Raw genomic sequence first — 26,434 nt, forward strand, 5'->3', positions numbered from 1 at the left:
CCTGTCAGGAGTATCGCTGTGGGCGCAACTGTCGCCATCATCGGACGGCCGAATGTCGGCAAGTCCACGCTGTTCAATCGTCTGGTCGGCAAACGCCTGGCCCTGGTTGACGACACACCTGGTGTGACGCGCGACCGGCGGCCGGGCGATGCCCGTCTTGGGGATCTGCGTTTCACCATCATCGACACGGCCGGTCTGGAAGACGCGGACAAGGCTTCTCTGGAAGGCCGCATGAGGCGCCAGACGGAAGAGGCGATTGAAACAGCGGACGCCGTTCTTTTTGTGATTGACGCGCGCGCCGGCATCACGCCGCTCGACGCCCATTTTGCTGAGGTTGCACGCAAGACAACGCGGCCGGTCATCCTCCTTGCCAACAAGGCAGAGGGCCGGGCAGGGGAAAGTGGTCTTTATGAATCCTATTCCCTCGGCCTTGGCGAGCCGATCGCGATTTCTGCAGAACATGGCGAAGGCCTTGCCGATCTTTATGACGCATTGAAGCCGCATGTGGATCGCGTTTCAGAAGAGGAAGACGCCAGACGCGAAGAAGCCGTGACCAATGTCGATGTCGACGAGGACGGTGAAATCGTGGATGACGAGGATCCGGTGGGGACTTCCGACCGGCCTTTGCGGGTTGCCATTGTCGGCCGGCCGAATGCGGGCAAATCCACGCTGATCAACCGCATGCTCGGCGAAGACCGCATGCTGACCGGTCCGGAAGCGGGCATCACGCGCGATTCCATTTCTGTCGACTGGTCCTGGCGGGACCGTCACATCAAGCTGTTCGACACCGCCGGCATCCGCAAGAAGGCGCGGGTGCAGGAGAAGCTGGAAAAGCTCTCCGTCGCCGACGCCTTGCGAGCCATCAAGTTTGCTGAAGTGGTGGTCATCACGCTCGATGCCACCATGTCCTTCGAAAAGCAGGATCTCCAGATCATCGACCTGGTGGCCCGTGAAGGCCGTGCATTGGTCATTGCCATCAACAAGTGGGACCTGATCGAGGACCGTGAAGCGGCCTGGAAGAAGATCCGGGATGCCAATGAGCGGTACTTCAACCAGATCCGTGGCGTTCGTATTGCCACCTTGTCGGGCCTGCAGGGGCAGGGCATCGACCGGCTGGTTGAGAGCGTGTTCGACGCTTATGAAGCCTGGAACGCCCGCGTCTCCACAGCCAAGCTCAATCGCTGGCTCGACCGCGTCACTGTCAACCACCCGCCGCCCGCTGTTGCCGGTCGACGCGTGCGGTTGCGCTACATGACGCAGCCGAAAACACGGCCGCCGCATTTCGTGGCCTTCTGTTCCCGGCCGGAGCAGCTGCCGGAGAGTTACACGAGGTACCTCGTCAACTCGTTGCGGGAAAAATTCAACATTCAGGGTACGCCGATCCGGCTGTCCTACCGCAAGGGCGACAATCCTTACGCCCCCCGGAAAAAACGAAAGATCCAGTAGCCGGAACCATCCGCGTTCCGGTTTTTCCAGCGTGCCTGCCGGTGGAAAGCCTGGCAGGCGCGGTGACAATGCATTGAAGGAGACCTGTTGATGACGATCGATCGGCTTGATTTCGCCGTCTCTCTTGCCAAAAAGGCGGGTGAACTCGGACTGGACTATTTTCGCAAGCTGGACACCCTGACGGTCACCCAGAAGGGCCACCAGGATCTGGTCTCCGAAGCTGATCGCAACGTCGAAACCCTGATCCGCGAGGAACTCGCCAAGGCCTATCCGGATGACGGTATTCTGGGTGAAGAACATGGCATGGAGGAAGGCTCTTCCGGTTACACCTGGGTGACAGATCCGATCGACGGAACGGCAAATTTTGTCGCCGGCATTCCGCAATGGTGCGTGATCATCGCCTGTGTGCATCAGGGTCAGGTGATCATCGGTGTCATTCATGATCCGGTGGCTGGGGAAACCTTCAAGGCGTCCGCAGGTCACGGCGCCTTTCTCAATGACAAGCCGATCAGGATCTCCGACAGTCAGAGCCTCTCCAATGGCTCTGTCGGTGTCGGCTTCAATGGCCGCACGGCCATCACCGATGCCGTCAACGTGGTTGGAGCCGTAGTCTCAAAAGGTGGGGTGTTCTTCCGCAATGCGTCCGGTGGACTGATGCTGGCCTATGCCGCTTCCGGCCGCCTGATCGGCTATGTGGAATCGCACATGAACGCCTGGGACTGTCTCGCCGGCATGCTTTTGACCGTTGAGGCCGGTGGCATCGTCATGGAGCAGGATGTCAATCACGCGCTCTATCACGGCGCCCGCGTGGTTGTCGCCGCGCCCGGCGTCTATGACGAATTGCGCGACATCGCCCAAAGCTCCTTCGCCCCGCTCGAGGCGGCCTGATACGCCTGTCCCGCTTTTCGCGCCCGGTCCGGAACCGGGCGCGAAATCGTTAAGGACGTCCGCCGCTTCAACCGACAGGACAAACAGGGCTTTGATCCCTGTCAGGGGAGCGGTGTCGCCTTGAAGGACGACGGCCACGTGGCGTTGCTTCCGCGCGTATCAACGTGGGTAAAGGAGTTGTAGCGTCCTATGCCGCCGACGAAGAGCCCTTCTCGGTCGCGAAGCACGCGCAAAGCCATCGCGGCCTCTGGTGCCGCCATATTCTCAACTTTGAAGTCCAGAGCGTTGAAGACGACATGGCGGCTTGTGGCAGCCGTGTCGGGAAGACAGGCATTATAGGCCGCTGTTCTGTAGGCATTTGTAATCACGATGGCTTTTCCGACAAGATGGCGGAACGTGTCGAGAACCTTCGCCGTTTCGGCGATATTGTTCCACAGGTCACGCGGTGGATAAGCGTTCTTCCCGGCACAGGGGCTGCCGGGGCTGTTATGGGCGCCGCCGAGGACGAGAAACTCGTCCGTTGAGAAATACCTGAGGCCGAGTCCTTTGATGAAGGCGTCGAATTCCGAATAGTCGCTCCACAACAGCGCTGCCGTGGCTGAGCGCGAGCGCAGGTTCGTGTTCTTGCGATCAAAAAGCGCCTGGACCTCTGAATCCGGGATCGAATCGTTTTCCTCGCCCTCGTCGTCCGAGAATGCAGTCTCGAACCCCGCCGACAGCACGGCTGGTTGAGGCCGGACCTTGCGCACCGGATTAAGGGTGAATGGAATATCGCCGACGAAGTTCGGCGACCGAACCAGACGTTCGAACAATTGTGGGGTCTGGTCTGGACTGTTGATCACGGCGTCGATCGCATCGCGGAAACTGCGATAGTCACCGTTGAACGCTCCCCCCTGCCAGACTTCAAGCAACGCACCGGTAAACGCACCGTGGTTCTGGCCATCCTGGGCGTATTGCTCGTCCTTGCAGGCTCCCAGGTTCAGAACCGATGCCCGCACGGGCGACGACAAGGGATGCATCAGAACACTTTCCTTCAGGGCGCTGTAGGAATCCGAGGCCTTTCGATAGGCGTCTTCATTGGCGCGCCACACCCGATCGGCGACGGCATTCGGCATCGCGCGAACATGCCGCCTGATGGGTTGAGGGATGGCCTGGCCGAACAGCGATGGCGGCATGGCCGGTCCGGCCCGCACCATGGAACCGGAATGGCAGGTATCGGGAACAACCAGAATGCGGACACCGGCCTCGAACCTGGTCCAGAGCATGTAAAGTTCGTCATCGGCCAGCTGAAAATCGTAGAGACAGATCGTCTCGTCCATTTTCTCGTCGCCGTCGTGATCTTCGTCCTGATTGAAATCTGGAATGCGCCCGCCATGAGCCGACACGGTGAACAGGAACATGTCACCGGGTTCGCACTTGTCTGCAATCGCTTCGATTTCGGCGACCACCGCGGCGCGGGTTGCTTGACGTGTCAGGAGGGTCTTGGTGTCAAACCCTTGACGCGCAGCCAGCGCTTCCATGGCATGGGCGTCCGCCTCGCACGCATTCAGGGCGCCGTCCCAGCCGTCGTAGTGAGCCGGGTCGACAAGGTTCAATCCCAAATGCAGGGAATAACCCTTGGCGGGTCCTCCGGCAATCGTCGCCTCGTCTCGGCCGGCCGATTTCTGGGCCGGTCCTCCGAACGGACCGCTCACAAGATTGACTGGAAGACTGCGGGCGTTGGCGAGTTTCTTGATCTCTGACTTAAATTTTTTCGCAACGTCCTTGAAACCGTCGGTGGTCGGGTGCAGGCCGTCATGCCAACGGTGATCCCCGACAACCTCGCGGCAATCGATATAGGTGACATGGGGCATGGCCTTGGCGAGCCGGCGCATGCGCCTGTTGAACCGGTCCATCATGGTTGCGGCAATGGCTTTTTGCAGTGCCTTGTCCTTGATGCCGCGCTTCTCCATGGGCTTGCCGAGCCATTTGTCGGAATTTGGGACCGGATAGTCGTAGCCATGGCACAGAATGCTCACATGCGGAAACGATTGCCTGACCTGGTTGAACATGCGTTCGTATTGTTCCAGGGCGCCATCCAGAAGCGCCTGGAAGGAAGGCAATAGGTAGTCGCCCGGCTTCAGCGCCGGATCGTATTTTTCCAGATAGGAGGCAAGGGCACCGCCCGCCACCAGGTCGTTGCCGCCGCCTGACAACAGCAGAATGTCGGCATTGTATTCGCGCAAGGCGCCCAAATATTCCTGTTTGTCGGCCATTCGCTGCAGAAGATCGCCAGCCGCGCCAAGCGACAGGATCGCATAGTCGTCCATCAGCCAGTCGATCGTGTCCTTCAACAGGAGAGGATACTGAAACCAGCTGTCTCCTTCAGAGACAATAACCGGCCCGGAATAGCCGCCCCGCAACTTGTTGAAAAATTTCCCGCGCCGGTTCATGCGGGCAAACCAGTTCGCGCCGTTGAGCGCGGCCGCGGACCGGACATTGGCGTCGGTTCCACGCGGGATCTGGACCTTGTCGGGGTTCAGCTTGAACTGAGGGGCAAAGGGCCGCGAGTTTTCCTCATCGAGCACGAAATATTTCGACAGTTCAGCTTCGTCGGCGTCGATGTCCGATAATTTGGACATCAATTGTTCTATACTCACCTTGGCCATATCAAACTCCCTTGCGTTTTAGACTTAAGTATTCCGGCCCCTCAGTATCTTTTCGAAGATAAGTTCATGAAAATATTCGTTTTTATCGAACTCGGCCTGTTCGATCCTGCCTTTGCGCAAAGGTGTGGGGGTCACCTTTTCGACGGAAGTGAATGCCAGGCGATCTGCTTCGCCAAGACTGCAGGGGGCGTCTGCCATGCCCAGGAAAACACGCGGTTTGGCATCCGCACTGCCCTCCGCTATCGCGGCAATCGGAAACTTGTCTTCAAAGGCCCTTGAGACGAGCCTGAGCAACGATTTTCCATAAAGACCGAAACGCAACTGACTTTCGATGCCGGGCGAGGGAACATAGACGTTTGCGCGTGCATCGCGGCTGGAGTTTCCGAAAGGTTCCACGGCGTCGGTTTCTGCATCGGTGAAAGCAAGTGATGCTTCTGCGCTGCCTTTGTTCATCTGGCCGAGCATCGGTATCAGGTTCTCGCCTGCGCGAGGCATATCAATGGCTGGAGCAATGAGGTGCACGGAGGAGAAAATCTCCTCCACGTCGTGGGTGCAAAACAGTCTTTGTTCCGGTGGCCTCGCCTTGTCTGACTTCAGGACGGACAAAAACTCCTCGAGGACGAGGACACCGGCGCCTTCCGTAACCAGGTGCAGCTCACTGCCGGTCTCGCAAGAAAACGCGATCAGCTCTTTCAGGAAGTTGCTGACAAAACCGATCTCTTTGGACGACGCGTTGCCGCCTTCAACATGTTGCGGCAATTCGGTCAGGCCGGCGACCGCCCGGCGTGCGGCCTGTTCAATGTCACGCCAGATTGCGCGCCCTATGCCGCTGACATGCGTTTCGATAAGTTCGTCGAGGTGTTCAGCCTCTTCGCCTGCTTGCGCCTTGCAGGTTTCGAACAGCCCCTGAAGGACCTCTATCGAAGTCTCTGCAAAGCCGTTGCACCAAAAAAGCGTGTAGGGATAAAGACCAAGCGACTTGATCTGCCGCTTCCGCCTGACCGCCGTGCTGAAGGCGGATTTGATGCCTTCAAGGCTGCCCGGAATCCAAAGCAGAACGCCCTTGTAGTCGCTCTTCTCCGTGCTCTCCGCCTGCATGCAAGATTTGAGATATTTGAGGGTCTTGCGCGATTGCTCGGGGAAAGAGGGATAGGCGCCCGTGCGAACGTGATACCCGTCATCCAGATGCATATAGTGGCCGATGAGCTCCTGGCAGGGTGTCGAACCCTTCACGGCGTGAAGCCCTTTGACACCTTTCTCGCCGATGGAAGCTCCGAAAGCCTCGGGCGCATAGACACCCAGGCGCAGGACCCAGGCATCAACGATGTTTTGTGCCCAGTCCGAATAACTCCAAAGTCCGATACCTGCCAGGTTCCGATAACCGCCCCAGATACGCCCGACCGAATTGAGCACGTGGAACCCCAGTTCGTCATAGCCGACGATGACAAAGGCATGGGCACCGTCACGTGGTGTGTCTATCGACCAGTCGATCTTTCCCTCATTGCCGTGGTTGTAGGGGGCGGCCCAACCGGGATGCACTTTTGCCGAAACAAGAATGGCGCCGGTCTCATTCAGGGCGGCGTGAAAATGATTGAGGATTGAAGAGACACGAAAATAGGTGCCGAGGCTTATACCGCGCGCGGACTTGGCCTGCGACACATCGGGAAAGAGTTGGTGCTGCTGGCGTTCGAGAGCGTCAGCAGGGAGATAACATTCGCTTTGCCAATGTCCTGGCGGACAGGGGGCGGTCAGCGTAGGCCAGTCAAAACAGACGCCATGATGATAAAAGCCCTTGATGGCCGAGCGAAGGGAGCGCAGGCCTTCGGGACCGTTGCCGTCATATTCCTTGAGATCAGGATAGCGGTCATGGAAATAGGCCATGCGGTAAAGCATGTCGGCGCTGACAATCTGCGCGTAATGTGCCGAACGCAACGTCTGCGCCGACGCGGTGTCCAGCGCTTGTGACGGGAGGCTGCGTTCGAATTGAAGGCTTCGCTGAATGTCTACAAGATTAGCAAGCGCAAATCCGGCGCATCTCCCTGTATAGCCCTGGTTTCTGACACCGAAGCGTAACATCTGCGTGCCCTGGTCGTTCTGTTCCAGGAGACTTTCGTGCAGGAGGTATTCATTGGGCAGAATGGACAGGTTTGGCTGATATTGCTGGTCGCGCAAATCGACCAGGTCTTCACGAATTGCCCTATCATTGTAAAACGGCTGAATCATAATAAGACGTGTCCGTTTATTTATCGAACGGGGTAAAAAACCGGAACAACCAAATTACAGGCCAAAAAGGGACTGCGGTTGTTTTGTCAAAATAAGTTTAGTTTTCAAAAATTATTATATCAAAGAGTTTCAGCAACTTAACAGCGTTGCCTAGGGAGTGGTTTGCTTTCGATTTCAAAAAAACCAGACACGAACTTACCAAATTGAGATTGTTGGCGCAATGATGTGTTGCAGTGAAGAGCAGTCTTGCTTGAGGGTTGAGCTCCGAATGGACATCGGGTTGTGTCCCGTCAACGTTGTCGGAGCCATGGTGTCTAAAGGCAGCGTTTTCTTCTGCAACGTATCGGGTGGCCTTATGCTGGCCAATTCGGCCTCCGGGCCTCTCATCGTCTTTGTAAAATCGCACATAACCACCTGGGACTGGCTCGCAGGCAGGTCGCTGAAGCGTTGAGGCCGGGTTGCCGGGTCATGGAGCCGGATGTCAATCACGCGCTTTATCACGGCGCGCGTGTGGTTGTCGGTGCGCCGGGGATCTATGAAGACCTGGGCGACATAATCGAAAGTTCCTTCGCGCCGCTCGAGGCGGCCTGATTGTGAGCGCGTCCGGCTGTATGCCGGACGCGCCTGCCGGTCGGTTGCAGTCTTATTCTGTTAACTGGCTGACGATCTCCGGATCCGTGATCTTGTCGTCCGCGGCCAGCAGGATGGCCTTGGACAGGATCACTGACAATCTCGTGTCGCCTTCGAACGGCAAGCTGACCTTGTCTGCCTTTGATGTTGGAGCCTTGAGAATGCACAGGAAGCGGTTGCCGGGATCCATGCGGATGTTCGACGATTTCAGATGGATCCGATAGGTGTTGAGCTTCCCCTGAACAATCAGGAAATTGCCTTCGATCCGGGCAATCTTGCTGATCTTCAGTCGAGGTAAAAGGCCTTCAAGCGTGCGCTTCCGGGTTTCTGCAAAGGAATCCAGATCACCAAAGGCAAAGGAATCCCAGTATTCGCGAGCTTCCGGTGTTGGGCCCTGGTCGTGCCAGGCTGGATCGTTGCCAACACTGGCCACACCAACAAACAGGTCTGCGTCGCGCATGGTTTCGGAAAACAGCCTGGCCGGCACGCTGTCCAGCGCTACGGGTTCACCCTCCGGCCCCAGGAAACGCAACTGATCTGAAGCGACGTAGTTGAACATCCCGGCATCATTCACGAAATCGTCCGCGGTTTCATCCGCATGTATCAGAAACTCGGCCTTCAAGGTGGAGGTGGAGAAAGCCCTAGTGGCAAATTGCGACCGATCGGCATAAGTGAAGCTTCCCAGCAGCTTGTAATGCCAGTTGCGCTTGGCCATCAGGCTGGACAGCTGATGCTGTTTGACGATATGCGCCGCCATGCGGTTCGAATAGACACCGGTCTCGCGTTCGGCATCGGTAAGTTGATAGACCTCCCGGTGTGCCTGTTTGAAAGGCTGTGAGATACCAAGCGTCTGAAGGCGCTCCTGCCAGATTTCTCTGGCAGCGACATCATGGTCGACCGGGTGCCAAAGGCGCGCTGTGGTTCCAGCGTCTGTCGATACGATCTGGCCTGTTGCGTCCTGCCAGTCGCCTTCATGGAAGATGGCGGCCGTCGTTTGAGGGCCGGATGTGAGATCCCAGATGAGGGTCCGCGCCAGCCCTGAGACAAGTCCGTGGTGAATGTAGAACTGGTCAAGGTCAGCCAACGCCCAGCTGAGGTCTTCTGCAAAAAGCAGATCCATCAGGTCTCTTTGCGCGGACAGCGACTTTTTCATCGCATCCAGTTCACCTTTTACCGCCTTGAAGCGCGTTTTCAGGTCTTCATCGCTCGTCACGGCACTTGGTTTGGACTTTTGCGGCGTTCCGTCCGGCTTGTGCCAGGTCTGCGTGATGCCACCCGAACCGGACACTGAGATGTGCAGGCTGTAGTCCGCGAAAGGAAACGTCTTCTGACCATCGACCAGCCCGAAATCGTCAAGTGAACGCTCTTGCAGTTGCAGGGGCGTGAGACCAGCTTCAACGGCTTTGCTGGCAACGAGATCCTCGATCTTCTTGCGGACACTTTTCTGTTTGATCGAGGTAACGAGCTGAGCGAGCCGGGTTGTTGCAACCGGCCCTTTGGCTTCCGCCAGATAAGCAAGACAGGCATTTGCGATGGCCTGTGAGGCCGGGCCGGTGCCTGGTTGCGTCTTCATGGTCCGGATCGTCAGGTCTGCAAACAGGTTGATAGTGGCTGGATCCTCTAACCCCGCACACATCCAGACCAGACCCTTGATCAGGTTGGTGTTGTCCTCGGTGTAAACGGGCTCGTCATCTTCAGATGCTTTCGCGTTCAAAGCGAGTTGCAGCCAGCCGCGCAGCAGGTCACCAAATTGATCATCGCCAACGTCTTTCCGAAGTTTTCCGGTTCCGGTGGCGAATTTTTTCGCCGGCTTGCTGCCTTTTGCACTGGCTGCATGCCGGATGAGGCGGTTGCTGGCTGCTGCGGCGCCGCGATCGGTCTTGCGCAGATCATCGAGTAGATGCGGACCGAAATCGTCGATGCGGTTCAGGTACCAGTCCCCGAGAAGATTGCCGCGATAGGGCAGGTCATCCTCGGCAAGATCCGTATTGTCGACAAGCAGCGTTGTAATGCGCTCCGCCACTGCGTCAAACTCGGGTCCGTGGTCCATGCCGTGGCGCTTGAAATAGTCGTCGTCGCTGTCTTGAGCGAAATAGAGAATGTCGAGCAGCTGTGACAGGGATACTTTTGAGGGGGGCTCGGACTTCGCCTGCCTGCTGATGATCCTGAATATCCGGACGAAAGGCACGTCGCAGAGCAGGAAATTGTCATCGCCACCGGATGTTTCATTGTCCCGGAACAGTTTGAAAAGGTGATAGGCCCAACCGATCAATTCGTCGATGGGGATGGGTTCGTTCCGCTTCAGCACCTCGGCAAAGAACATTTCTTCATGAAAGGCATACTCTTCCGGGAGCTGGACGAGCTTCTCTGCCGGGTAGACGTCATTCACCAGGCGCTCATACAGAAATCGCGCGAAGGCAACACGGCTATCGGACGACGAAGTGGTGAAACGCTCCCATGTGGCACTCACCTGGAGTGAATGTGCCTGATCGGGGGTCTTGCGTGCTGCTTCCATTTCGGACACGACCGTTTGCATGAACGCGTCGTGGTCAACAGGAGTGGAGGGGTGTTCTAACTCGGATTGAGACATGTTTTTCACTTGTTGCAAGGTGTTAGGCGGCAATCCACCAATTGTGAGATGTGGGGAAACCAGACTTTGTCCGGCAAAAAAGAAAGATCAGCCACCGACGAGCGGGGTCAGCTGGACAAAGGTCACCACACTGCCCGAGCCCAGACGAATGTCCTCATCCAGATTCTCGATCTGGGTTTCATCGACGAGCAAGAGGAAACCGTTGGTCTCGAAGGCCTCGAGTGCCCGTTCGATCTGAAGCTCGACAGTTTCGCCGGCTGCATCCAGTTGAGCCTGAAAGCTGGCCTTCTCGCTTTCACTCAGTGTGTCGAGCCTGAGCAGGCGGTATGTCATGCCGGCTGGCAGGCGTTTGTCGCATTCGGCGCGCACGCGTTCGGCGATCAGTTCCCGCGCTGAGACAATCGAGGAAGAGAAGGGCAGAACGGTGTCGATGACGTCCGTCTGCGGCAGATTTGAATCCCTGAGGACGACAATGATGTCCTTATCGGCCGCGCCGACCATTGGCATTCGCCTTTGCGTGTTCGGGTGCTGCCCTGCACCGCAAACCCACGACCGGCACAACATAAAAACCCTGTCGGATTTTGCAATAGCTCCCGACGCGCAACGTTTGTTTTCCGACGAAATCAGCGCGCCGTCACACGTGCTGGTCGACCAGGATCGGATTGCCGTCCGGATCGACCAGAACGAAGCTCGCAGGGCCGGAGCTGGCTTCATCGGCCTCGGAGGCAAACTGGTAGCCCTTGGCCTTCAGTTCTTTCTGAAGCGCGCGAATGTCCTGAAAGTCATCCAGTTTCTCCGCGCTCTGGTTCCAGCCCGGGTTGAAGGTCAGCATGTTCTTGTCGAACATGCCTTGAAACAATCCGATGACCGTGTCGCCGTTTTTCAGAATGAGCCAGCCGTCATCTCCAGACCCACCCAGGTCTGAAAAACCGAGCCCTTCATAAAAGGCCTTCGACTTCTTGATGTCCTTGACGGTCAGACTGATGGAAAATGCGCCGAGATGCATGGGACCTGATCCTCCGTAAAACAACGGAGATCAGTGAAGCGCAAAACGAGCGATAACGCCAGCGTCAGCTCGGCGAGACCCATTCTTTGCTGACACGGTCATAGAGCATGCCGGTCTCCAGAACCTGGGGTTTGACAAGTTCCAGAAGATCCATGGCAACCTCGGCCGGGTCGGGCAGGTTTTCCGGCGGTTCGCCGGGCATGGCCTTGGCGCGCAGGCCGGTGCGGGTGGGGCCGGGATCCGCAAGGTTGATCTTCATCGCGGTCTTCAGGCTTTCATGTGCCCAGGTCTGGGCCATGGCCTCGACCGCCGACTTGCTGATCGACTGGAGACCCCAGAAGGCAGTGCGGGTCTGGGCCTGTACGGCCGTCAACAGCAGCGCCCGTCCGGCATCGGACTGGCGAAGCAGCGGGTCCAGAGAGCGGATCAGCCGCCAGTTGGCCGTGACATTGACTGCCATGACCTTTTCAAAATCTTTAGGCTTGATGTGGCCAATCGGCGACAGCACACCGAGCATGCCGGCGTTGCCGACAAAGATGTCGAGTTTTTTCCAGCGTTCGAAAATGGCCGCACCCAGGCGATCGAGCGCATCGAAGTCTGTGAGATCCACCGGAACGAGCGTGGCTTCCCCGCCGGACGCCTTGATGTCGTCGTCGAGATCTTCCAGCGCGCCGACGGTTCTTGCAACCGCAATCACATGCGCGCCGCGTTCACCAAGTTGCCTGGCGATCTGATAGCCAATGCCGCGGGAGGCGCCGGTCACCAGGGCGATCCGGCCTTCGAAATCTTTTTCCATTGTCGAACTCTTTGACCGGCCGGCCACGTGTCGGAGCGGCCGGCCAGCCGGTACTGAAGGATTTTACTGTTAGCCGACTTCTACCAGACGCGGTGCGCTGACAAAGTCCTGATCTTCGGAAAGGTCGGTCAGCGGCGTCGGGTAGTCGCCGGTGAAACAATGATCGGTGAATTGCGGGTTGTCGTTGTCGCGGCCATCAAAGCCCATGGACCGGTAAATGCCGTCAACGGACAGGAAGGCGAGGCTGTCGGCACCGATATAGGCCCGCATTTCCTCAAGGCCGTATTTCGCCGCCAGCAGCTTTTCCCGGACCGGCGTGTCGATGCCGTAATAGTCGGAATACTTGATCGGCGGGCTGGCGAGGCGGAAATGAACCTCCTTGGCACCGGCCTCGCGGATCATCTGGACAATCTTGACCGACGTGGTGCCGCGCACAAGGCTGTCATCCACCAGCACCACGCGTTTGCCCTCGATCTGGGCGCGGTTGGCGGAGTGTTTCATCTTCACGCCAAGGGCACGGATCTGCTGGGTCGGTTCAATGAAGGTCCGGCCGACATAGTGGTTGCGGATGATGCCGAGTTCAAACGGCACACCGCTTTCCTGGCTGTAGCCGATGGCGGCCGGCACGCCGCTGTCCGGCACCGGCACGATCACGTCGGCCTCGACATGGGTTTCCCTGGCCAGCTGCTTGCCCATTTCCCGGCGCACGTCATAGACGCTGCGGCCGCCGACGATGGAGTCGGGGCGCGAGAAATAGATGTATTCGAAAATGCAGGGGCGGGCCTTCTGCTTCCCGAAGGGGAAGAAGGACTGGATTCCGGTCGAGGTGCAGACGATGACCTCGCCGTTCTCGACTTCACGGATGAACTTGGCGCCGATGATGTCGAGCGCGCAGGTTTCCGACGCCAGGATCGGAGCGCCGTTGAGATCGCCCAGGACCAGCGGCCGGATGCCGAGCGGGTCACGGGCACCGATCAGCTTCTTAGACGTCAGCGCCACCAGCGAGTAGGCGCCTTCCATCTGGGTGATTGCCTCGATGAAGCGGTCGACGATCTTGCCCTTGCGCGAGCGGGCGACAAGCTGCAGCACGACTTCTGAATCGGATGTCGACTGGCAGATGGCACCATCGCGGATCAGCTGGTGGCGAAGCGTCAAGGCGTTCGTGAAGTTGCCATTGTGGCAGACCGCGATGCCGCCGCCATCCAGTTCGGCGAAAAGCGGCTGCACATTGCGCAGGATAGTCTCGCCGGTGGTGGAATAGCGCACATGGCCAACGGCGGCCCGGCCGGTCAGACGGCCGATGGTCTCCGCGTCGGAGAAATGATCGCCGACAAGCCCGAGATGGCGCTCCGCCCGGAACTGCTCATTGTCGAAGGTGACGATGCCGGCGGCCTCCTGGCCGCGGTGCTGCAGGGCGTGGAGCCCGAGCGCCGTCAGGGCGCTGGCATCCTCGTGTCCCAGAATGCCGAAGACACCGCATTCTTCGCGCAGCGTGTCGGCATTGATGTCAAAGGGTTCATGCACCTCGGTCCCGCCAGTCATGGCGAACACTCCTTCAGTCGGGCCGGATTTTCATCCCGCCTGGGGCATCAGACCAACGGCTTTCCTGCGTCAAGAAAGCTGAGCTGATCTATTTTCAGATACTCATGCGTCCCGCGATCCACGGAGCGCGGGACGATATTTCGTCGGATCGGCGCCTTTGTCTGGCGTCAGTTATTGTCCGTTGTCAGCTGTTCCAGTCCCTGGCGTTCACTGTCGCTATAGGCCGGTTCTTCTGCCGGGGCGCTTGCGCCGTCACCGGTCAGGTTGTTCTGGCGGATCTTGTCCAGGATCGCCTTTTCGGGATCTTCAGGAAGGATGGCCACCAGCCGCTCGCCGATCGAGAGCAGGATCGGCCGGGACTTGGCATCCTTGACCCATTGCGGTTGCTGTTCCGGCTGCACGAACCAGTTGAAGAACATCATGGCGACAACAACCAGCAGCAGGCCCCGGACGGCGCCGAACACGAAACCGAGCGTGCGGTCGAGCGCGCCGATACGGCTGTCCAGCACGAAGTCGGAAATGCGCATGGTGATGTAGCTTACCACGAGCAGCGTGACCAGGAAGACGGCAGCGGCCGATACGGCCATCGCGACGATTTCCTGCGAGATATACTGCTGTGTGTAAGGCAGCACCCGTTCATAGAGGAGGAACGCAGCTGCGGCCGCAGCAACCCAGGAAACGATCGACAGCACTTCCCGGACAAATCCGCGGATCATGGCAAGGACAGCCGAAATGAACATGATGGCCAAGAGCAGTCCGTCCAGCAGCGTTATCGGCATGTTCCTGAAAATTCCTCTGTCTGATGCTCTTGCCGGTCCGTCGCCGGAGAGCCTAAACCTTCAGATAAACCCCGTCACCATCATGCGTCAGGTCTCCCCTGCAGCACTAGCCTCCACCGAGAGTTTGGCGACAAAGTCCCCAAGTTCCGGCACACCGGTCGCCTTGAAGGCCGACGCGGCGCTGTCCTTGAGATTTCCCTCAGGACAATAGGCCTGGTCAAAGCCGAGTTTCTCCGCTTCCTTCAGCCTGGACTGGGCCTGAGCCACTGGCCGGACGGCGCCCGACAGGCTGACTTCGCCGAAATAGACGCAATTGGCCGGAAGGGCAAGCCCGCTGAGCGAAGAGATCAGGGCGGCCGCAACGGCCAGATCGGCGCCGGGCTCGTTGATCTTCAGCCCGCCGGCCACGTTCAGGTAGACATCATGCTGGGAAAACCGCACCCCGCAGCGGGCTTCCAGAACAGCCAGGATCATCGACAGGCGCGCGCTGTCCCAGCCGATCACCGCGCGCCTCGGTGTGCCGAGTGTGGATTGCGCCACAAGCGCCTGTATTTCGATGAGCAACGGCCGGGAGCCTTCCAGACCGGCAAAGACGGCTGCACCTGGCGCAGAGGTGTTGCGATCCCCCAGGAACAGTGCCGACGGATTGGGCACCTCGACCAGCCCCTTTCCGGTCATCTCAAAGACGCCGATTTCATCCGTGGCGCCGAAGCGGTTCTTGACCGACCTCAGGATACGGTACTGATGCGCGCCATCGCCTTCGAAATAGAGCACCGCATCGACCATATGTTCGACAACGCGTGGGCCTGCAATCTGGCCGTCCTTGGTCACATGACCGACCAGCACCAGTGTGGTGCCGTTTTTCTTGGCGTAGCGCACCATCGCTTGCGCCGAAGCGCGGACCTGCGTCACCGTGCCCGGAGGCGAGTCGACCTGGTCGGTCCAGAGCGTCTGCACGGAATCGAGGATCAGCAGGGCAGGGGCCGTGTCGGCTTCCAGCGTCGCCAGGATGTCTTCCACGCTGGTTTCTGCAGCAAGCGCGACGGGCGCGCCTGCGAGGCCCAGTCGCTCGGCCCGCAGGCGCACCTGACCGATCGCTTCCTCGCCGGAGATATAGACTGTCTTGTGGCCAAGTCCGGCGAGCTGGGCGGCCGCCTGGATGAGAAGCGTGGACTTGCCGATGCCCGGATCACCCCCGACCAGCAAGGCCGACCCGCGCACGAAGCCGCCACCGGTGACCCGGTCGAGTTCGGCGACCTTCGTGCTGATCCGCGGCGCTTCCTTGGTGTCGCCCGAGAGGCCGACCAGAGGAACGACGCGCCCCTTGCTGCGGGAGGCTCTGCCGGGCCCGCCGCCAATGCCGCCACCGGTCTGTTCCTCGACAATCGTGTTCCATTCGCCGCAGCTTTCGCAGCGGCCGACCCATTTGGCCGTGACGGCGCCGCAGGACTGACAGACAAATGAGGTGGAACGCCGCGCCATATGCTTTCCTTCGGACTTAACCTGATCAGGTCAGGGGGCCATAGACACGCTCAAAGCGCCGCCCGAGGCTTGTCAGATATTCGTAGTCGATGGTCTCCGCATAAGCGGCCAGGTCCGTTGCCGCAACAGCCGGGCCGAGCATTTCCACAAACGCGCCGCGTTTCAGAAGGTGATCGGGCACATCCGTTACATCCAGCGTGATCATGTCCATGGAAATCCGGCCGAGGATCGGTGCCTTGTGGCCGCCGATCACACCGAAGCCCCCCGGCCGGTCGTCCGAGCCGCTGGCCCTGCGCAAAAGACCATCGGCATATCCGGCCGCAACGACGGCATTCCTGAGCGGGCGCCTGGCCGTCTGTGTGGCGCCGTAGCCGATGGTATCGCCCTCCGGCACCTCCCGGATGATCATGATGCGGGCTTCAACCTTGGCAACCGGTTTCATCTGGTTGGGCGTGGTCTCGATTGCCTGTCCGCCGTAAAGCGCGATCCCCGGACGGACCATGTCAAAGTGATAGTCCGGTCCCATCTGCACACCGGCCGAGTTGGCAAGCGAGCGCGGAATACGCTTGAACGGATCGGTCACTGTCCTGAAGAGCTCGAGCTGCCGCCGGTTCATCGGATGGTCCGGTGTGGAACCGCAGGCGAGGTGGCTCATGATCAGCGATGGCTGGAACGGGCCGAGCAGGCTCTTGTCGGTCATGGCTGCGCCGAATTCTGCCGGCGACAGTCCCAACCGGTGAATGCCTGTATCGACATGGACCGCGGCATCGAAGGATTGACCCGCCGCCTTGCAGATGCCGGCCCATTCCTGCAGCTCTTCCAGGCTGCCGAGAACCGGGCGGATCCTGTTGTCGAGATAATGCGTATAGGTGTCAGGAAACAAACCATCGAGTGCATAGACCACGGCGTCCGGCAACACCTGCCGCAAGGCGATCGCCTCGGTCGGCACGGCAGCGAAGAATGTTCGGCACCCAGCTTCGTAAAGCGCGGGTGCCGCCTTGTCCTGGCCTGTCCCGTAAGCGTCTGCCTTGATTGCTGCGGCGCATTCGGTTTTGGCCCCGGTCTGACCATTGAGAAACCGCCAGTTGGACGCGATTGCGTCCAGGTCGATGGTCAGGCGGCCGCCATAAAGAGAAGGTGAATGGGACATAAGCTCGGAAGTCGACACGATGCGGCTGTTTCTCCGGTCGGAATCAAAAAACGCTCAGCGGCGGAAGCGTAGCAAATCCTGGCAGGCTTGGGCCAATGGAGAAACCGAAGCAGAGCGCAATAGTGTCGCAGCGCGACCGGGGCACGTCCGACGCTGGTTGCAGCTTAGTCCATATAGAGAAATTCGACCCCGGTTTCTCCGTTTCGAACCCAGCGGATCTCGGCATAGAAGCGAAGTTTGCGGCTTTCGATCTCGATCGTGACGCGCTGTCCGGGTTCCAGGTCCTTGGTATTGGTCGCAAGACGGCAGCCGCCGACACTGATATCTTCAACGACACAGGGACGGTGGATGTCGTCCTGCTTGAGCAGGCCGGGCCATTTACACCGTCTTCTTGGAAAAACGCGAGCTTCCTCGCGCAATTTCTGGGTCGCTGAATACAAGTGAACTCGCTGAAAAGACTTGGGCTCAATTGACTGCGACGCACAGTAAGGCGAGAGTTTTAACAGGGATTTAAGCGAGGTTTCGAAAGATAAACCTGTCTATTTCGCCTAGGTCGCGTTTTGGCCCGGTCTTTCGAAAGCGAACCGAGCCTGAACACTGTTAATACAGGCGCTGACTGAGCCCGCTGCCTCTATTCATAGCGTTCCGGCAAATGGTCTTCTTCTGCAAGGTCGGAGAAACGGGTGTACTGGCCTTCGAAGTGCAGGTTTGCCGTGCCGGTCGGGCCGTGACGCTGCTTGGCGATGATCACTTCCGCCTTGCCCTTCAGGCGTTCCATGTCCCGCTGCCAGTTTTCATATTCGACCGTGTCCGGCTCCGGTTCGGTCTTGGAGAGGTAGTACTCTTCACGGAACACGAACAGGATCACGTCGGCGTCCTGCTCGATCGAACCGGATTCACGAAGATCCGACATCATTGGCCGCTTGTCGTCGCGGGCTTCCACCTGACGCGACAGCTGCGACAGGGCGATGATCGGCACCTGAAGTTCCTTGGCAAGGGCCTTCAGGCCTGTGGTGATCTCGGTGATTTCCTGAACACGGTTGCCGGAATTCTTGGCGGAGCCGGACAGGAGCTGGATATAGTCGACCACCAGAAGATCCAGACCGCGCTGACGCTTCAGGCGCCGGGCCTTGGCCACCAGGGAAGCGATGGAGATGCCGCCGGTCTGGTCCACATGCAGTGGCACGGTCTGCATGGTCTGGGCACAGGCGGCGAGTTTTTCGAATTCGGCCTCTGTGATGTCACCGCGGCGGATTTTCGAAGACGAGATTTCCGCCTGTTCGGAAATGATACGTGTCGCCAGCTGTTCGGCCGACATTTCCAGTGAGAAGAAGCCGACAACGCCGCCATTCACGGTTTTCAGCGATCCGTCGGGCTGTTCTTCGGCCTTGTAGCCTTGCGCAATATTGTAGGCGATGTTGGTGGCAAGAGAGGTCTTGCCCATGGCGGGGCGTCCGGCAAGCACGATCAGGTCCGAGTGCTGCAACCCGCCCATCAGGCGGTCGAGCTCGCGCAATCCGGTGGAAATACCCGACAAGGCGCCTTCACGATTATAGGCGGCATGCGCCATCTCGATGGTTTCGGAAAGGGCATCGCCGAAAGACACGAAACCGCCTTCGCTGCGGCCCGTCTCGGCCAGCTCGAACAGCCGGCGCTCGGCGTCGTCGATCTGCTGCTCGGGTGGCACGTCGATGGGCGCGTCAAAAGCGATGTTGACCATGTCCTCGCCAATGCGGATCAGATTCCGCCGGATGGCAAGATCATAGATGGTACGGCCATAGTCCTCGGCATTGATGATCGAGGCGGCGTCACCGGCAAGGCGCACGAGGAACTGGGTCGCGGACAGATCCGCGATCTTTGCGTCTGCCGGGTAGAAGGTCTTCAGGGTGACGGGGGAGGCGGTCTTGCCGGCCCGGATCAGGTGGCTGGCCTTCTCGTAGATGTCCTGGTGGGACGGCACGAAGAAATGATGCGGTTCGAGAAAGTCCGACACGCGGTAGAAGGTCTCGTTGTTGACCAGAATGGCGCCAAGAAGCTGCCGCTCGGCTTCCGCGTTATGCGGTGCCAGACGCTGGACGTCTTCTTCCGTTTCGACCTTCTGCAATGTGCCCTTCATATCGTCCCCCGATGACCCAAGTTTATCCGGAATACTCTTTGACCGGGTCGGGCTCAAGGATCAAAAACGGCAGTTTTCGATTCCCACTGTCATTCACAGATCAGCGGGGAAAGAGTCGAATCGCGCTTGACTCGAAAGCTGTTTGAAGACTCAAGGCGCTAGCTGTTAGTTATTGAAAATACAGAATTTTTTGAGAAAGTTAATAGACGGTTAATGAATTTACGTGCGGATTCAACACCTTGGAGCGGACTCTGAAGCCAGTGTTTGAGGCATCTTGCAGGTGTTGAGATTGTCTGGCCGGCTAAACAAAAAAACGGCGCTGCAAGCAGCGCCGTTTCTCTTAAGCTTAAGAAGCTGGGTAAGCCGATCAGGCTTCCTCTTCAGCCGGAGTTTCCTCGGAGACGTCGTCGCCTTCCTCGGTGCCTTCAGCTTCTTCTTCTTCTTCTTCGAATTCAAAGACGTCCTGTTCCGGAGTGGTGAGGTCTTCACCGGCAGCCTGGCGAACGGCTTCGTCTTCGGAGCGGGCGACGTTGACGCTGATGGCGACTTCGACTTCCGGGTGCAGCTGGATCAGAACGTTGTGCAGGCCGATAGTCTTGATCGGGCTGCGCAGTTCAACCTGGCTGCGCGCAACGGTGAAGCCGGCTGCCGTCAGGCCTTCGGCGATGTCGCGCGTGGAAACGGAACCGTAGAGCTGGCCGGTTTCGCCAGCGGAACGGATCATGACGAGAGATTCGCCGTCGAGCTTCGCAGCAACGGCTTCCGCCTCGCTCTTGCGCTCCAGGTTCCGGGCTTCGAGCTGAGCGCGCTCACGTTCGAAACGCTCGAGGTTGGCCTTGTTGGCACGCAGCGCCTTGCCCTGCGGCAGCAGGAAGTTACGGGCATAGCCGTCACGTACTTTGACGGTGTCGCCCATCTGGCCGAGCTTTGCGATACGCTCAAGAAGGATGATTTGCATGTCTTTCTCCTACTGTCCCACCTCTTCGGTGGTTAGAGACCGTTTGCCCGCGGTCCCAATCCGGGTCTCCCGGGCTGGCCCGGGAGAAATGGCCCTCGAAAGAGGAGGGCTTAGCTGATCACGAAAGGCAGCAGGCCGAGCAGGCGGGCGCGCTTGATGGCGCGGGCCAGTTCACGCTGCTTCTTCGCGGAGACCGCGGTGATGCGGCTCGGGACGATCTTGCCGCGCTCGGAAATGTAGCGCTGCAGCAGACGGATGTCCTTGTAGTCGATCTTCGGAGCGTTGGAGCCGGAGAACGGGCAGGTCTTCCGGCGACGGAAGAACGGACGGCGGCTCGGCATTTGTGCGATATCAACCATTATCTCTTACTCCCCTTCAGCCCGGCGCGGAGGGCGGCTGCCACCCGGACGGTCGCCGCGGTCGCCACGGCCACCGCCACGGCGGTCGTCGCGGTCACGCTTCTGCATCATTGCAGACGGCTCTTCTTCGAGCTCATCGACGCGGAAGGTCATGTAACGCAGAACGTCTTCGCTGAGGCCCATCTGACGCTCCATCTCGGCAACCGCTGCATGCGGGGCTTCGATGTTCATCAGGGTGTAGTGAGCCTTGCGGTTTTTCTTGATGCGGTAAGCCAGGGTGCGCAGACCCCAGTTTTCCACCTTGCCGACAGTGCCGCCAGCGCCTTCGATGAGGCCCTTGTACTGTTCGACGAGTTGTTCGACCTGCTGGGCCGAAACGTCCTGGCGAGCCAGGAATACGTGCTCGTAAAGAGGCATGGAAACAAGCCTTTCTCATGTTGACAACGCGGGACTGGCGCAGAGCCTCCTCGTAGCCCTCTGAAAGGCACGAGAATTCTAACGAGAGCGGAGACACGGGAAGTCGGATCGTTTGACAGATCCTGGCTTGCGCCCTTCCGTTCAGCCCCCGGCCAAATCCCGGATGAAGCGCGCTCTATACTCTGTTGGGCGCAAAATGCAAGTGCCGAGCTGTCATTTCGCTGCGAAATCGGCAAAATTGGCCTTAACGCGGAATTCTCACCCGAAATGGCCTGCCTGCGTCAGGCGTTTTTCACATTCAACCTGGCCAAATCAATCCTGCAAGGCAGATATGCAGGCCGAATTCACGGAAAAGCGCCCGATTCTCGGAATTGAGGGAGTGCAGGGCCTTGACAGTACGGTCCCGGACGTATCATAGGCTCGCGCCAACATTCGATTTCAGTCCGGACCGGGCTGTCTTATCCGCTTTCAAAAAGCCATGGGCCTGATGCCAGTCTTAAGATCGGGCCCGCGCACGAGTCTACGGAGGCGTTTCCAGATGACCATCGCATTCACATTCCCTGGACAGGGCAGCCAGAGCGTCGGCATGGGCAAGGGGCTCGCCGATGCGTTTCCGGAGGCCCGGGCGGTCTTCGACGAAGTCGACGAGGCTCTCGGGCAGAAACTGTCCGATGTCATGTGGACCGGGCCGGAAGACGCCCTGACGCTGACGGCCAATGCCCAGCCAGCACTGATGGCGGTGAGCCTGGCGACGATGCGCGTGCTTGAGGCGCGCGGTCTTGATCTTGCGGCCAGCGTGTCTTTCGTCGCCGGGCATTCGCTCGGCGAATATTCGGCTCTGGCCGCTGCCGGCAGCCTGGATGTCGGAACGGCTGCACGTTTGCTGCGTGTGCGCGGCGATGCCATGCAAAATGCGGTTCCGGTCGGGCAGGGCGCCATGGCCGCACTGCTCGGGCTCGAATTCGAGGCGGCCGTTGAAGTCGCGGAAGCTGCGGCCCAGGGGGAAGTCTGCCAGGCGGCAAACGACAATGCGCCGGGTCAGGTCGTGGTGTCCGGTCATCTGGCGGCTGTCGAGCGTGCCATTGAAATCGCCAAGGCCAAGGGCGCGCGCAGGGCAGTCATGCTGCCGGTCAGCGCTCCGTTCCATTGCGCCCTGATGGCGCCGGCCGCCGACAAGATGTCCGAAGCGCTGGCGAATGCCCAGATCAACGCACCGAAGGTTCCGCTCGTTGCCAACGTCCTGGCGCAGCCGATCAGCGAACCGGACGAAATCCGGGCCCGTCTCGTTGAACAGGTCACCGGCACCGTGCGCTGGCGCGAGAGCGTGACCTGGCTTGCCGGAAACGGCGTCGACACGTTCGTGGAAGTTGGAACCGGCAAGGTTCTGACCGGCATGATCAAGCGGATTGCCAAGGAGGCCACCGGCATGGCCGTGAATACACCGGAAGATATCGACGCGCTTCTGGAAAAGATCACCGGTTAAGGCTTATATCTCCCAGGACCCGACGTGGCCCGACCGGGCCGACCTCAACAACGGAAGGATTCCATATGTTCAGCTTGCAAGGGAAAAACGCGCTTGTCACCGGCGCCACGGGCGGGATCGGTGAAGCCATCGCGCGTGCGCTTCATGCGCAGGGCGCGACCGTTTCCTTGTCCGGAACGCGGGCTGAGAAACTGGAAGCGCTTGCCGCAGATCTCGGCGAGCGCGCCTTCGTCACACCGGCAAACCTGTCCGATCGCGACGCCGTGGATGGGCTGCTTCCGGCTGCGGAAGAAAAAATGGGCTCCGTTGACATCCTGGTCAACAATGCCGGTATCACCCGCGACAACATCTTCATGCGCATGAAGGACGAGGAATGGGATCAGGTGATCGAAGTCAACCTGAGCTCCGGTTTCCGTCTGTGCCGCGCTGCCATCAAGGGCATGATGAAGCGCCGGTCCGGCCGGATTGTCGGCATCACCTCCGTCGTCGGCGTGACCGGCAATCCGGGGCAGGTGAACTATGCCGCCGCCAAGGCGGGCATGATCGGCATGTACAAGTCGCTCGCCCGGGAAGTCGCCAGCCGCAATATCACCGTCAACACGATTGCGCCGGGATTCATTGAAACGGCCATGACCGACGCGCTGAACGACAAGCAAAAAGAATCGATTTTGACAAGTGTCCCCGCGGGGCGTTTGGGCACTTCCGCTGAGATCGCTTCGGCCGCTCTTTATCTCGCCAGTGACGAGGCTGCCTACGTGACCGGGCAGACCCTCCACGTCAATGGCGGCATGGCTATGATTTAAAAGGAAGTTTCGCCGAGCAGGCAAAAAAAATCCGGGCCGCTCAAGAGCGGTCTGGACCGGCTGGTAAAGGTCAACAAAGTGTGTTACCAACCCGCCGATCGCTACGAATTGCGCCGATCTCCGGGATTCCGGTTAGACGGTGCGAGGAAGTTTAGGCCGCGATTTCGCACCGCCGCTTGCTAATGGACGGTCAGGGGCAGTTTCGCGTGAGATGATTAGAGAAAACTAAGGAAGTGAAAAATGAGCGATATCGCGGATCGGGTAAAGAAGATCGTTGTTGAGCACCTCGGTGTGGACGCTGAGAAAGTAGTCGAAGGCGCCAGCTTCATCGACGACCTGGGCGCAGACAGCCTCGACACCGTTGAGCTGGTCATGGCATTCGAAGAAGAATTCGGCGTTGAAATCCCGGACACCGCAGCAGAAACCATTCTGACTGTTGGCGACGCTGTCAAGTTTCTCGAAGCCAACAAGTAAGGGCCCCGTCGCCCTTCTTGAGAACTATTTGAAGATCGGGCCGGCGGGGTCAAATCCCCGCCCGGCCCTTCCAACGTAAGTGCAGGTGTATGAGGCGAGTTGTCGTAACTGGGTTGGGCATGGTCACGCCGCTTGGCTGTGGTGTCGATGTCACTTGGAAAAAGATCCTTGAGGGACAAAGCGGGGCCAACAAGGTCACCAATTTCAAGGTCGACGATTTGGCCTGCCAAATCGCCTGCCAGATCCCCCGCGATCCGTCCGTTGAAGGAGCGTTCAATCCGGATGACTGGATGGACGTCAAGGAACAGCGCAAGGTCGACGACTTCATCGTCTATGCGATGGCAGCTGCCGATCAGGCCATGGCCGATTCAGGCTACAAGGCAGAAACCTACGACCAGCAGGCGCGCTCCGGCGTTCTGATCGGGTCGGGCATCGGTGGTCTGCAGGGCATCGAACAGGGCGCGCATCTGCTCGCTGAAAAGGGCCCGCGCCGTGTCTCGCCGTTCTTCATTCCCGGTCGCCTGATCAACCTTGCCGGCGGCTACGTGTCGATCCGGCACGGCCTGAAGGGCCCCAACCACGCCGTTGTGACCGCCTGTTCCACTGGGGCACATGCCATCGGGGATGCGTCCCGCCTGATCGCCTTCGGCGACGCGGATGTCATGGTTGCCGGTGGTACGGAATCGCCGGTTTGCCGGCTGGCGCTGGCCGGATTTGCGGCTTGCCGCGCCCTGTCCACCGCTTTCAACGATGAGCCGGAACGCGGTTCCCGCCCGTATGACGTAGCCCGCGACGGCTTCGTGATGGGCGAGGGCGCCGGCGTTGTGGTTCTGGAAGAATATGAACATGCCGTCCGCCGCGGCGCCAAAATCTACGCCGAAGTGATCGGCTATGGCCTGTCCGGCGACGCCTATCACATCACCGCGCCGTCCTCCGATGGTGATGGTGCCTACCGGTGCATGGAAGCAGCGCTGAAGCGCGCAGAAGTGACGCCGGCCGATGTGGACTACGTCAACGCCCATGGCACATCGACGCCGCTCGGAGACGAGATTGAACTGGGTGCCGTGACGCGTTTGTCCGGAGAACACGCTTCGAGCCTGACCATGTCATCGACCAAGTCGTCGATCGGTCACCTTCTGGGCGCTGCCGGCGCCGTCGAGGCCATCTTCTCCGTGCTCGCAATTCGCGACAGCATGGCACCGCCGACGATCAATCTCGACAATCCTTCCGTGGAAACGGAAATCGATCTGGTGCCGCACAAGCCGAAGAAGCTGGACATCAATGTCGCCCTTTCCAATTCCTTTGGGTTCGGCGGCACCAATGCCTCGCTTGTCTTCCGTAAAGTTGCCGCATAACCCCTTCACATTTGCCGCACCGGACCGATTCTCTCGGTCCGGTGCGATTTCTTTTGTGACAACTGGTGTGTTCGAGCCAATATCGGTAAAGAAGCGGCTCGAACCTGGAGGTGCGAACCGATATGCGCATTAAGCCGAAAAGCCCGCGCGAAGCCTTGCAGCCGGAGCAGGCACCGGCACCGCCGCAGCGCTCCCGCCATGTGCGCAACCCGCTGGTCATCCTGATCAACCTTGTGATCACGCTGGCCGTCTTCGGTCTGGCGACCGTGGGCGGCGCACTCTACTTCGGCAAGAAGAAGTTCGAGGAAGCCGGCCCGCTTGCGGCGGACGCGACGGTTGTGATCTCTTCCGGATCCGGCCTGTCGGGGATCACCGACCGTCTCGCCGGCCAGGGCGTTATCGACGACAGCATGATTGACGAGTGGATCTTCAACCTCGGCATCCGCTTCTACAAGAATGCCACCAATCTGAAAGCCGGCGAATACGCCTTTGCACCGGGTGTCTCCATGCACCAGGTCATGACCGACCTCGTGGAAGGCAACGCGGTCACGCATTCCGTCACCATTCCGGAAGGCTGGACCACCGCCCAGATCATCGATCGTGTGCGCAAACATCCGGTTCTGGTCGGTGAGATCACGGATGTGCCGGGCGAGGGCGCCCTGCTGCCCGAAACCTACACCTTTGCACGCGGCATGACCCGTCAGGGCGTGCTCGACCAGATGAAGGCGGCGCAGGACAAGCTGCTTGCCGAGATCTGGGAGCGGCGGACCAGCGATCTGCCGGTCAACTCGCCTGAGGAGCTGGTGATCCTGGCGTCGATCGTCGAGAAGGAAACCGCATTGGCCGATGAACGCCCGCGCGTTGCCGGCGTCTTCGTCAACCGGCTCAACAAGAACATGCGCCTGCAGTCGGATCCCACGATCCTCTACGGCCTTTACGGCGGTGAGGCCTGGCTCAAGGACCGGTCGGCCATCAAGCAGTCCGAGCTGAAGGCGGAAAACAACTACAACACCTATCAGATCGACGGCCTGCCGCCGGGACCGATCGGCAATCCGGGCCGGGCGGCCATGGAAGCGGTCGCCAACCCGTCGCGCACGCTGGACCTCTTCTTTGTGGCGGACGGTACCGGCGGGCACATTTTTGCCGAGACCTATGAGCAGCACCAGGCGAATGTGCGCAAGTGGCGCAAGATCGAACGGGAACGCCGGCAGCAACAGCAAAACCAGGAAACGCAGCCGGCAACGTCGAACTGACCGCGTGCGCGGCAGGCGCCGGACGGAAAACCGGAG

The 26,434-nt window shown here is 59.4% G+C and carries 23 protein-coding genes; 8 read left to right on the top strand and 15 right to left on the bottom strand.

Annotation, left to right across the window (positions count from 1 at the left end; translation table 11 throughout):
• Positions 1-18 precede the first annotated feature (18 nt).
• Together der and ACO6TG_RS26185 are read left to right on the top strand one after the other, a co-directional pair.
• Positions 19-1,446, top strand: a complete 1,428-nt coding sequence (gene der / locus ACO6TG_RS26180; RefSeq protein WP_422375888.1) for a ribosome biogenesis GTPase Der — start codon at positions 19-21, stop codon at positions 1,444-1,446.
• Positions 1,447-1,536: 90 nt separating this feature from the next.
• The gene (locus ACO6TG_RS26185; protein WP_422375889.1) at positions 1,537-2,334 is read left to right on the top strand and encodes an inositol monophosphatase family protein; all 798 of its coding nucleotides are present in this window, start codon (positions 1,537-1,539) and stop codon (positions 2,332-2,334) included.
• Positions 2,335-2,435: 101 nt separating this feature from the next.
• Here ACO6TG_RS26185 and ACO6TG_RS26190 read toward each other — a convergent pair whose 3' ends face one another.
• Positions 2,436-4,955, bottom strand: a complete 2,520-nt coding sequence (locus ACO6TG_RS26190) for a caspase family protein (RefSeq protein ID WP_422375890.1) — start codon at positions 4,953-4,955, stop codon at positions 2,436-2,438.
• Between the two features lie 51 nt (positions 4,956-5,006).
• Complete coding sequence (locus ACO6TG_RS26195; RefSeq protein WP_422375891.1) at positions 5,007-7,205, bottom strand: C1 family peptidase; 2,199 nt, start codon at positions 7,203-7,205, stop codon at positions 5,007-5,009.
• Positions 7,206-7,673: 468 nt separating this feature from the next.
• Here ACO6TG_RS26195 and ACO6TG_RS26200 point away from each other — a divergent pair, with 468 nt between their 5' ends.
• Positions 7,674-7,796 carry a hypothetical protein gene (locus tag ACO6TG_RS26200; RefSeq protein WP_422375892.1) on the top strand — a complete coding sequence of 41 codons (123 nt, stop codon included), beginning with the start codon at positions 7,674-7,676 and terminating at the stop codon, positions 7,794-7,796.
• Between the two features lie 52 nt (positions 7,797-7,848).
• Here the strand turns inward: ACO6TG_RS26200 and ACO6TG_RS26205 are convergent, their stop codons facing one another.
• From ACO6TG_RS26205 to rpsF, 13 genes are all read right to left on the bottom strand, one after another.
• Complete coding sequence (locus ACO6TG_RS26205) at positions 7,849-10,371, bottom strand: DUF4132 domain-containing protein (RefSeq protein ID WP_422375893.1); 2,523 nt, start codon at positions 10,369-10,371, stop codon at positions 7,849-7,851.
• A gap of 141 nt (positions 10,372-10,512) precedes the next feature.
• The gene (locus ACO6TG_RS26210) at positions 10,513-10,932 is read right to left on the bottom strand and encodes a hypothetical protein (RefSeq protein WP_422375894.1); all 420 of its coding nucleotides are present in this window, start codon (positions 10,930-10,932) and stop codon (positions 10,513-10,515) included.
• 127 nt (positions 10,933-11,059) lie between these two features.
• Complete coding sequence (locus ACO6TG_RS26215) at positions 11,060-11,431, bottom strand: VOC family protein (protein ID WP_422375895.1); 372 nt, start codon at positions 11,429-11,431, stop codon at positions 11,060-11,062.
• Between the two features lie 64 nt (positions 11,432-11,495).
• On the bottom strand, positions 11,496-12,227 hold the full coding sequence (locus ACO6TG_RS26220; protein WP_422375896.1) for an SDR family NAD(P)-dependent oxidoreductase: 732 nt from the start codon (positions 12,225-12,227) through the stop codon (positions 11,496-11,498).
• A gap of 69 nt (positions 12,228-12,296) precedes the next feature.
• Positions 12,297-13,769: an amidophosphoribosyltransferase gene (gene purF, locus ACO6TG_RS26225; protein ID WP_422375897.1), complete on the bottom strand. Its 1,473-nt coding sequence runs from the start codon at positions 13,767-13,769 to the stop codon at positions 12,297-12,299.
• A 167-nt stretch (positions 13,770-13,936) separates the two neighbouring features.
• Positions 13,937-14,548, bottom strand: coding sequence for a CvpA family protein (locus ACO6TG_RS26230; protein WP_422375898.1), 612 nt, complete (start codon positions 14,546-14,548; stop codon positions 13,937-13,939).
• Positions 14,549-14,635: 87 nt separating this feature from the next.
• Entirely contained in the window at positions 14,636-16,030 is a 1,395-nt protein-coding gene (gene radA / locus ACO6TG_RS26235; protein WP_422375899.1) for a DNA repair protein RadA, read from the bottom strand.
• Positions 16,031-16,055: 25 nt separating this feature from the next.
• Positions 16,056-17,198: an alanine racemase gene (alr, locus tag ACO6TG_RS26240; protein ID WP_422375900.1), complete on the bottom strand. Its 1,143-nt coding sequence runs from the start codon at positions 17,196-17,198 to the stop codon at positions 16,056-16,058.
• 146 nt (positions 17,199-17,344) lie between these two features.
• The gene (locus tag ACO6TG_RS26245; RefSeq protein WP_422375901.1) at positions 17,345-17,620 is read right to left on the bottom strand and encodes a PilZ domain-containing protein; all 276 of its coding nucleotides are present in this window, start codon (positions 17,618-17,620) and stop codon (positions 17,345-17,347) included.
• Between the two features lie 191 nt (positions 17,621-17,811).
• On the bottom strand, positions 17,812-19,296 hold the full coding sequence (locus ACO6TG_RS26250; protein ID WP_094070276.1) for a replicative DNA helicase: 1,485 nt from the start codon (positions 19,294-19,296) through the stop codon (positions 17,812-17,814).
• A gap of 367 nt (positions 19,297-19,663) precedes the next feature.
• Entirely contained in the window at positions 19,664-20,254 is a 591-nt protein-coding gene (gene rplI, locus ACO6TG_RS26255; protein WP_422375902.1) for a 50S ribosomal protein L9, read from the bottom strand.
• Between the two features lie 110 nt (positions 20,255-20,364).
• Positions 20,365-20,613 (bottom strand): 30S ribosomal protein S18, encoded by a 249-nt coding sequence (rpsR, locus tag ACO6TG_RS26260; protein ID WP_094070278.1) that lies wholly within the window; start codon positions 20,611-20,613, stop codon positions 20,365-20,367.
• 6 nt (positions 20,614-20,619) lie between these two features.
• Positions 20,620-21,030 (bottom strand): 30S ribosomal protein S6, encoded by a 411-nt coding sequence (gene rpsF, locus ACO6TG_RS26265; protein ID WP_094070279.1) that lies wholly within the window; start codon positions 21,028-21,030, stop codon positions 20,620-20,622.
• A 538-nt stretch (positions 21,031-21,568) separates the two neighbouring features.
• Here rpsF and fabD point away from each other — a divergent pair.
• From fabD to mltG, 5 genes are all read left to right on the top strand, one after another.
• Positions 21,569-22,513 carry an ACP S-malonyltransferase gene (fabD, locus tag ACO6TG_RS26270; RefSeq protein ID WP_422375903.1) on the top strand — a complete coding sequence of 315 codons (945 nt, stop codon included), beginning with the start codon at positions 21,569-21,571 and terminating at the stop codon, positions 22,511-22,513.
• Positions 22,514-22,578: 65 nt separating this feature from the next.
• Positions 22,579-23,316 (top strand): 3-oxoacyl-[acyl-carrier-protein] reductase, encoded by a 738-nt coding sequence (fabG, locus tag ACO6TG_RS26275; RefSeq protein WP_094070281.1) that lies wholly within the window; start codon positions 22,579-22,581, stop codon positions 23,314-23,316.
• Between the two features lie 240 nt (positions 23,317-23,556).
• Positions 23,557-23,790: an acyl carrier protein gene (locus ACO6TG_RS26280; RefSeq protein ID WP_008194310.1), complete on the top strand. Its 234-nt coding sequence runs from the start codon at positions 23,557-23,559 to the stop codon at positions 23,788-23,790.
• 89 nt (positions 23,791-23,879) lie between these two features.
• Positions 23,880-25,145 (top strand): beta-ketoacyl-ACP synthase II, encoded by a 1,266-nt coding sequence (fabF, locus tag ACO6TG_RS26285; protein ID WP_422375904.1) that lies wholly within the window; start codon positions 23,880-23,882, stop codon positions 25,143-25,145.
• Between the two features lie 122 nt (positions 25,146-25,267).
• On the top strand, positions 25,268-26,398 hold the full coding sequence (gene mltG / locus ACO6TG_RS26290) for an endolytic transglycosylase MltG (protein WP_422375905.1): 1,131 nt from the start codon (positions 25,268-25,270) through the stop codon (positions 26,396-26,398).
• Positions 26,399-26,434 lie beyond the last annotated feature (36 nt).

The sequence above is a fragment of the Roseibium sp. genome (genome assembly GCF_965233565.1).
Classification (GTDB): Bacteria; Pseudomonadota; Alphaproteobacteria; order Rhizobiales; family Stappiaceae; genus Roseibium.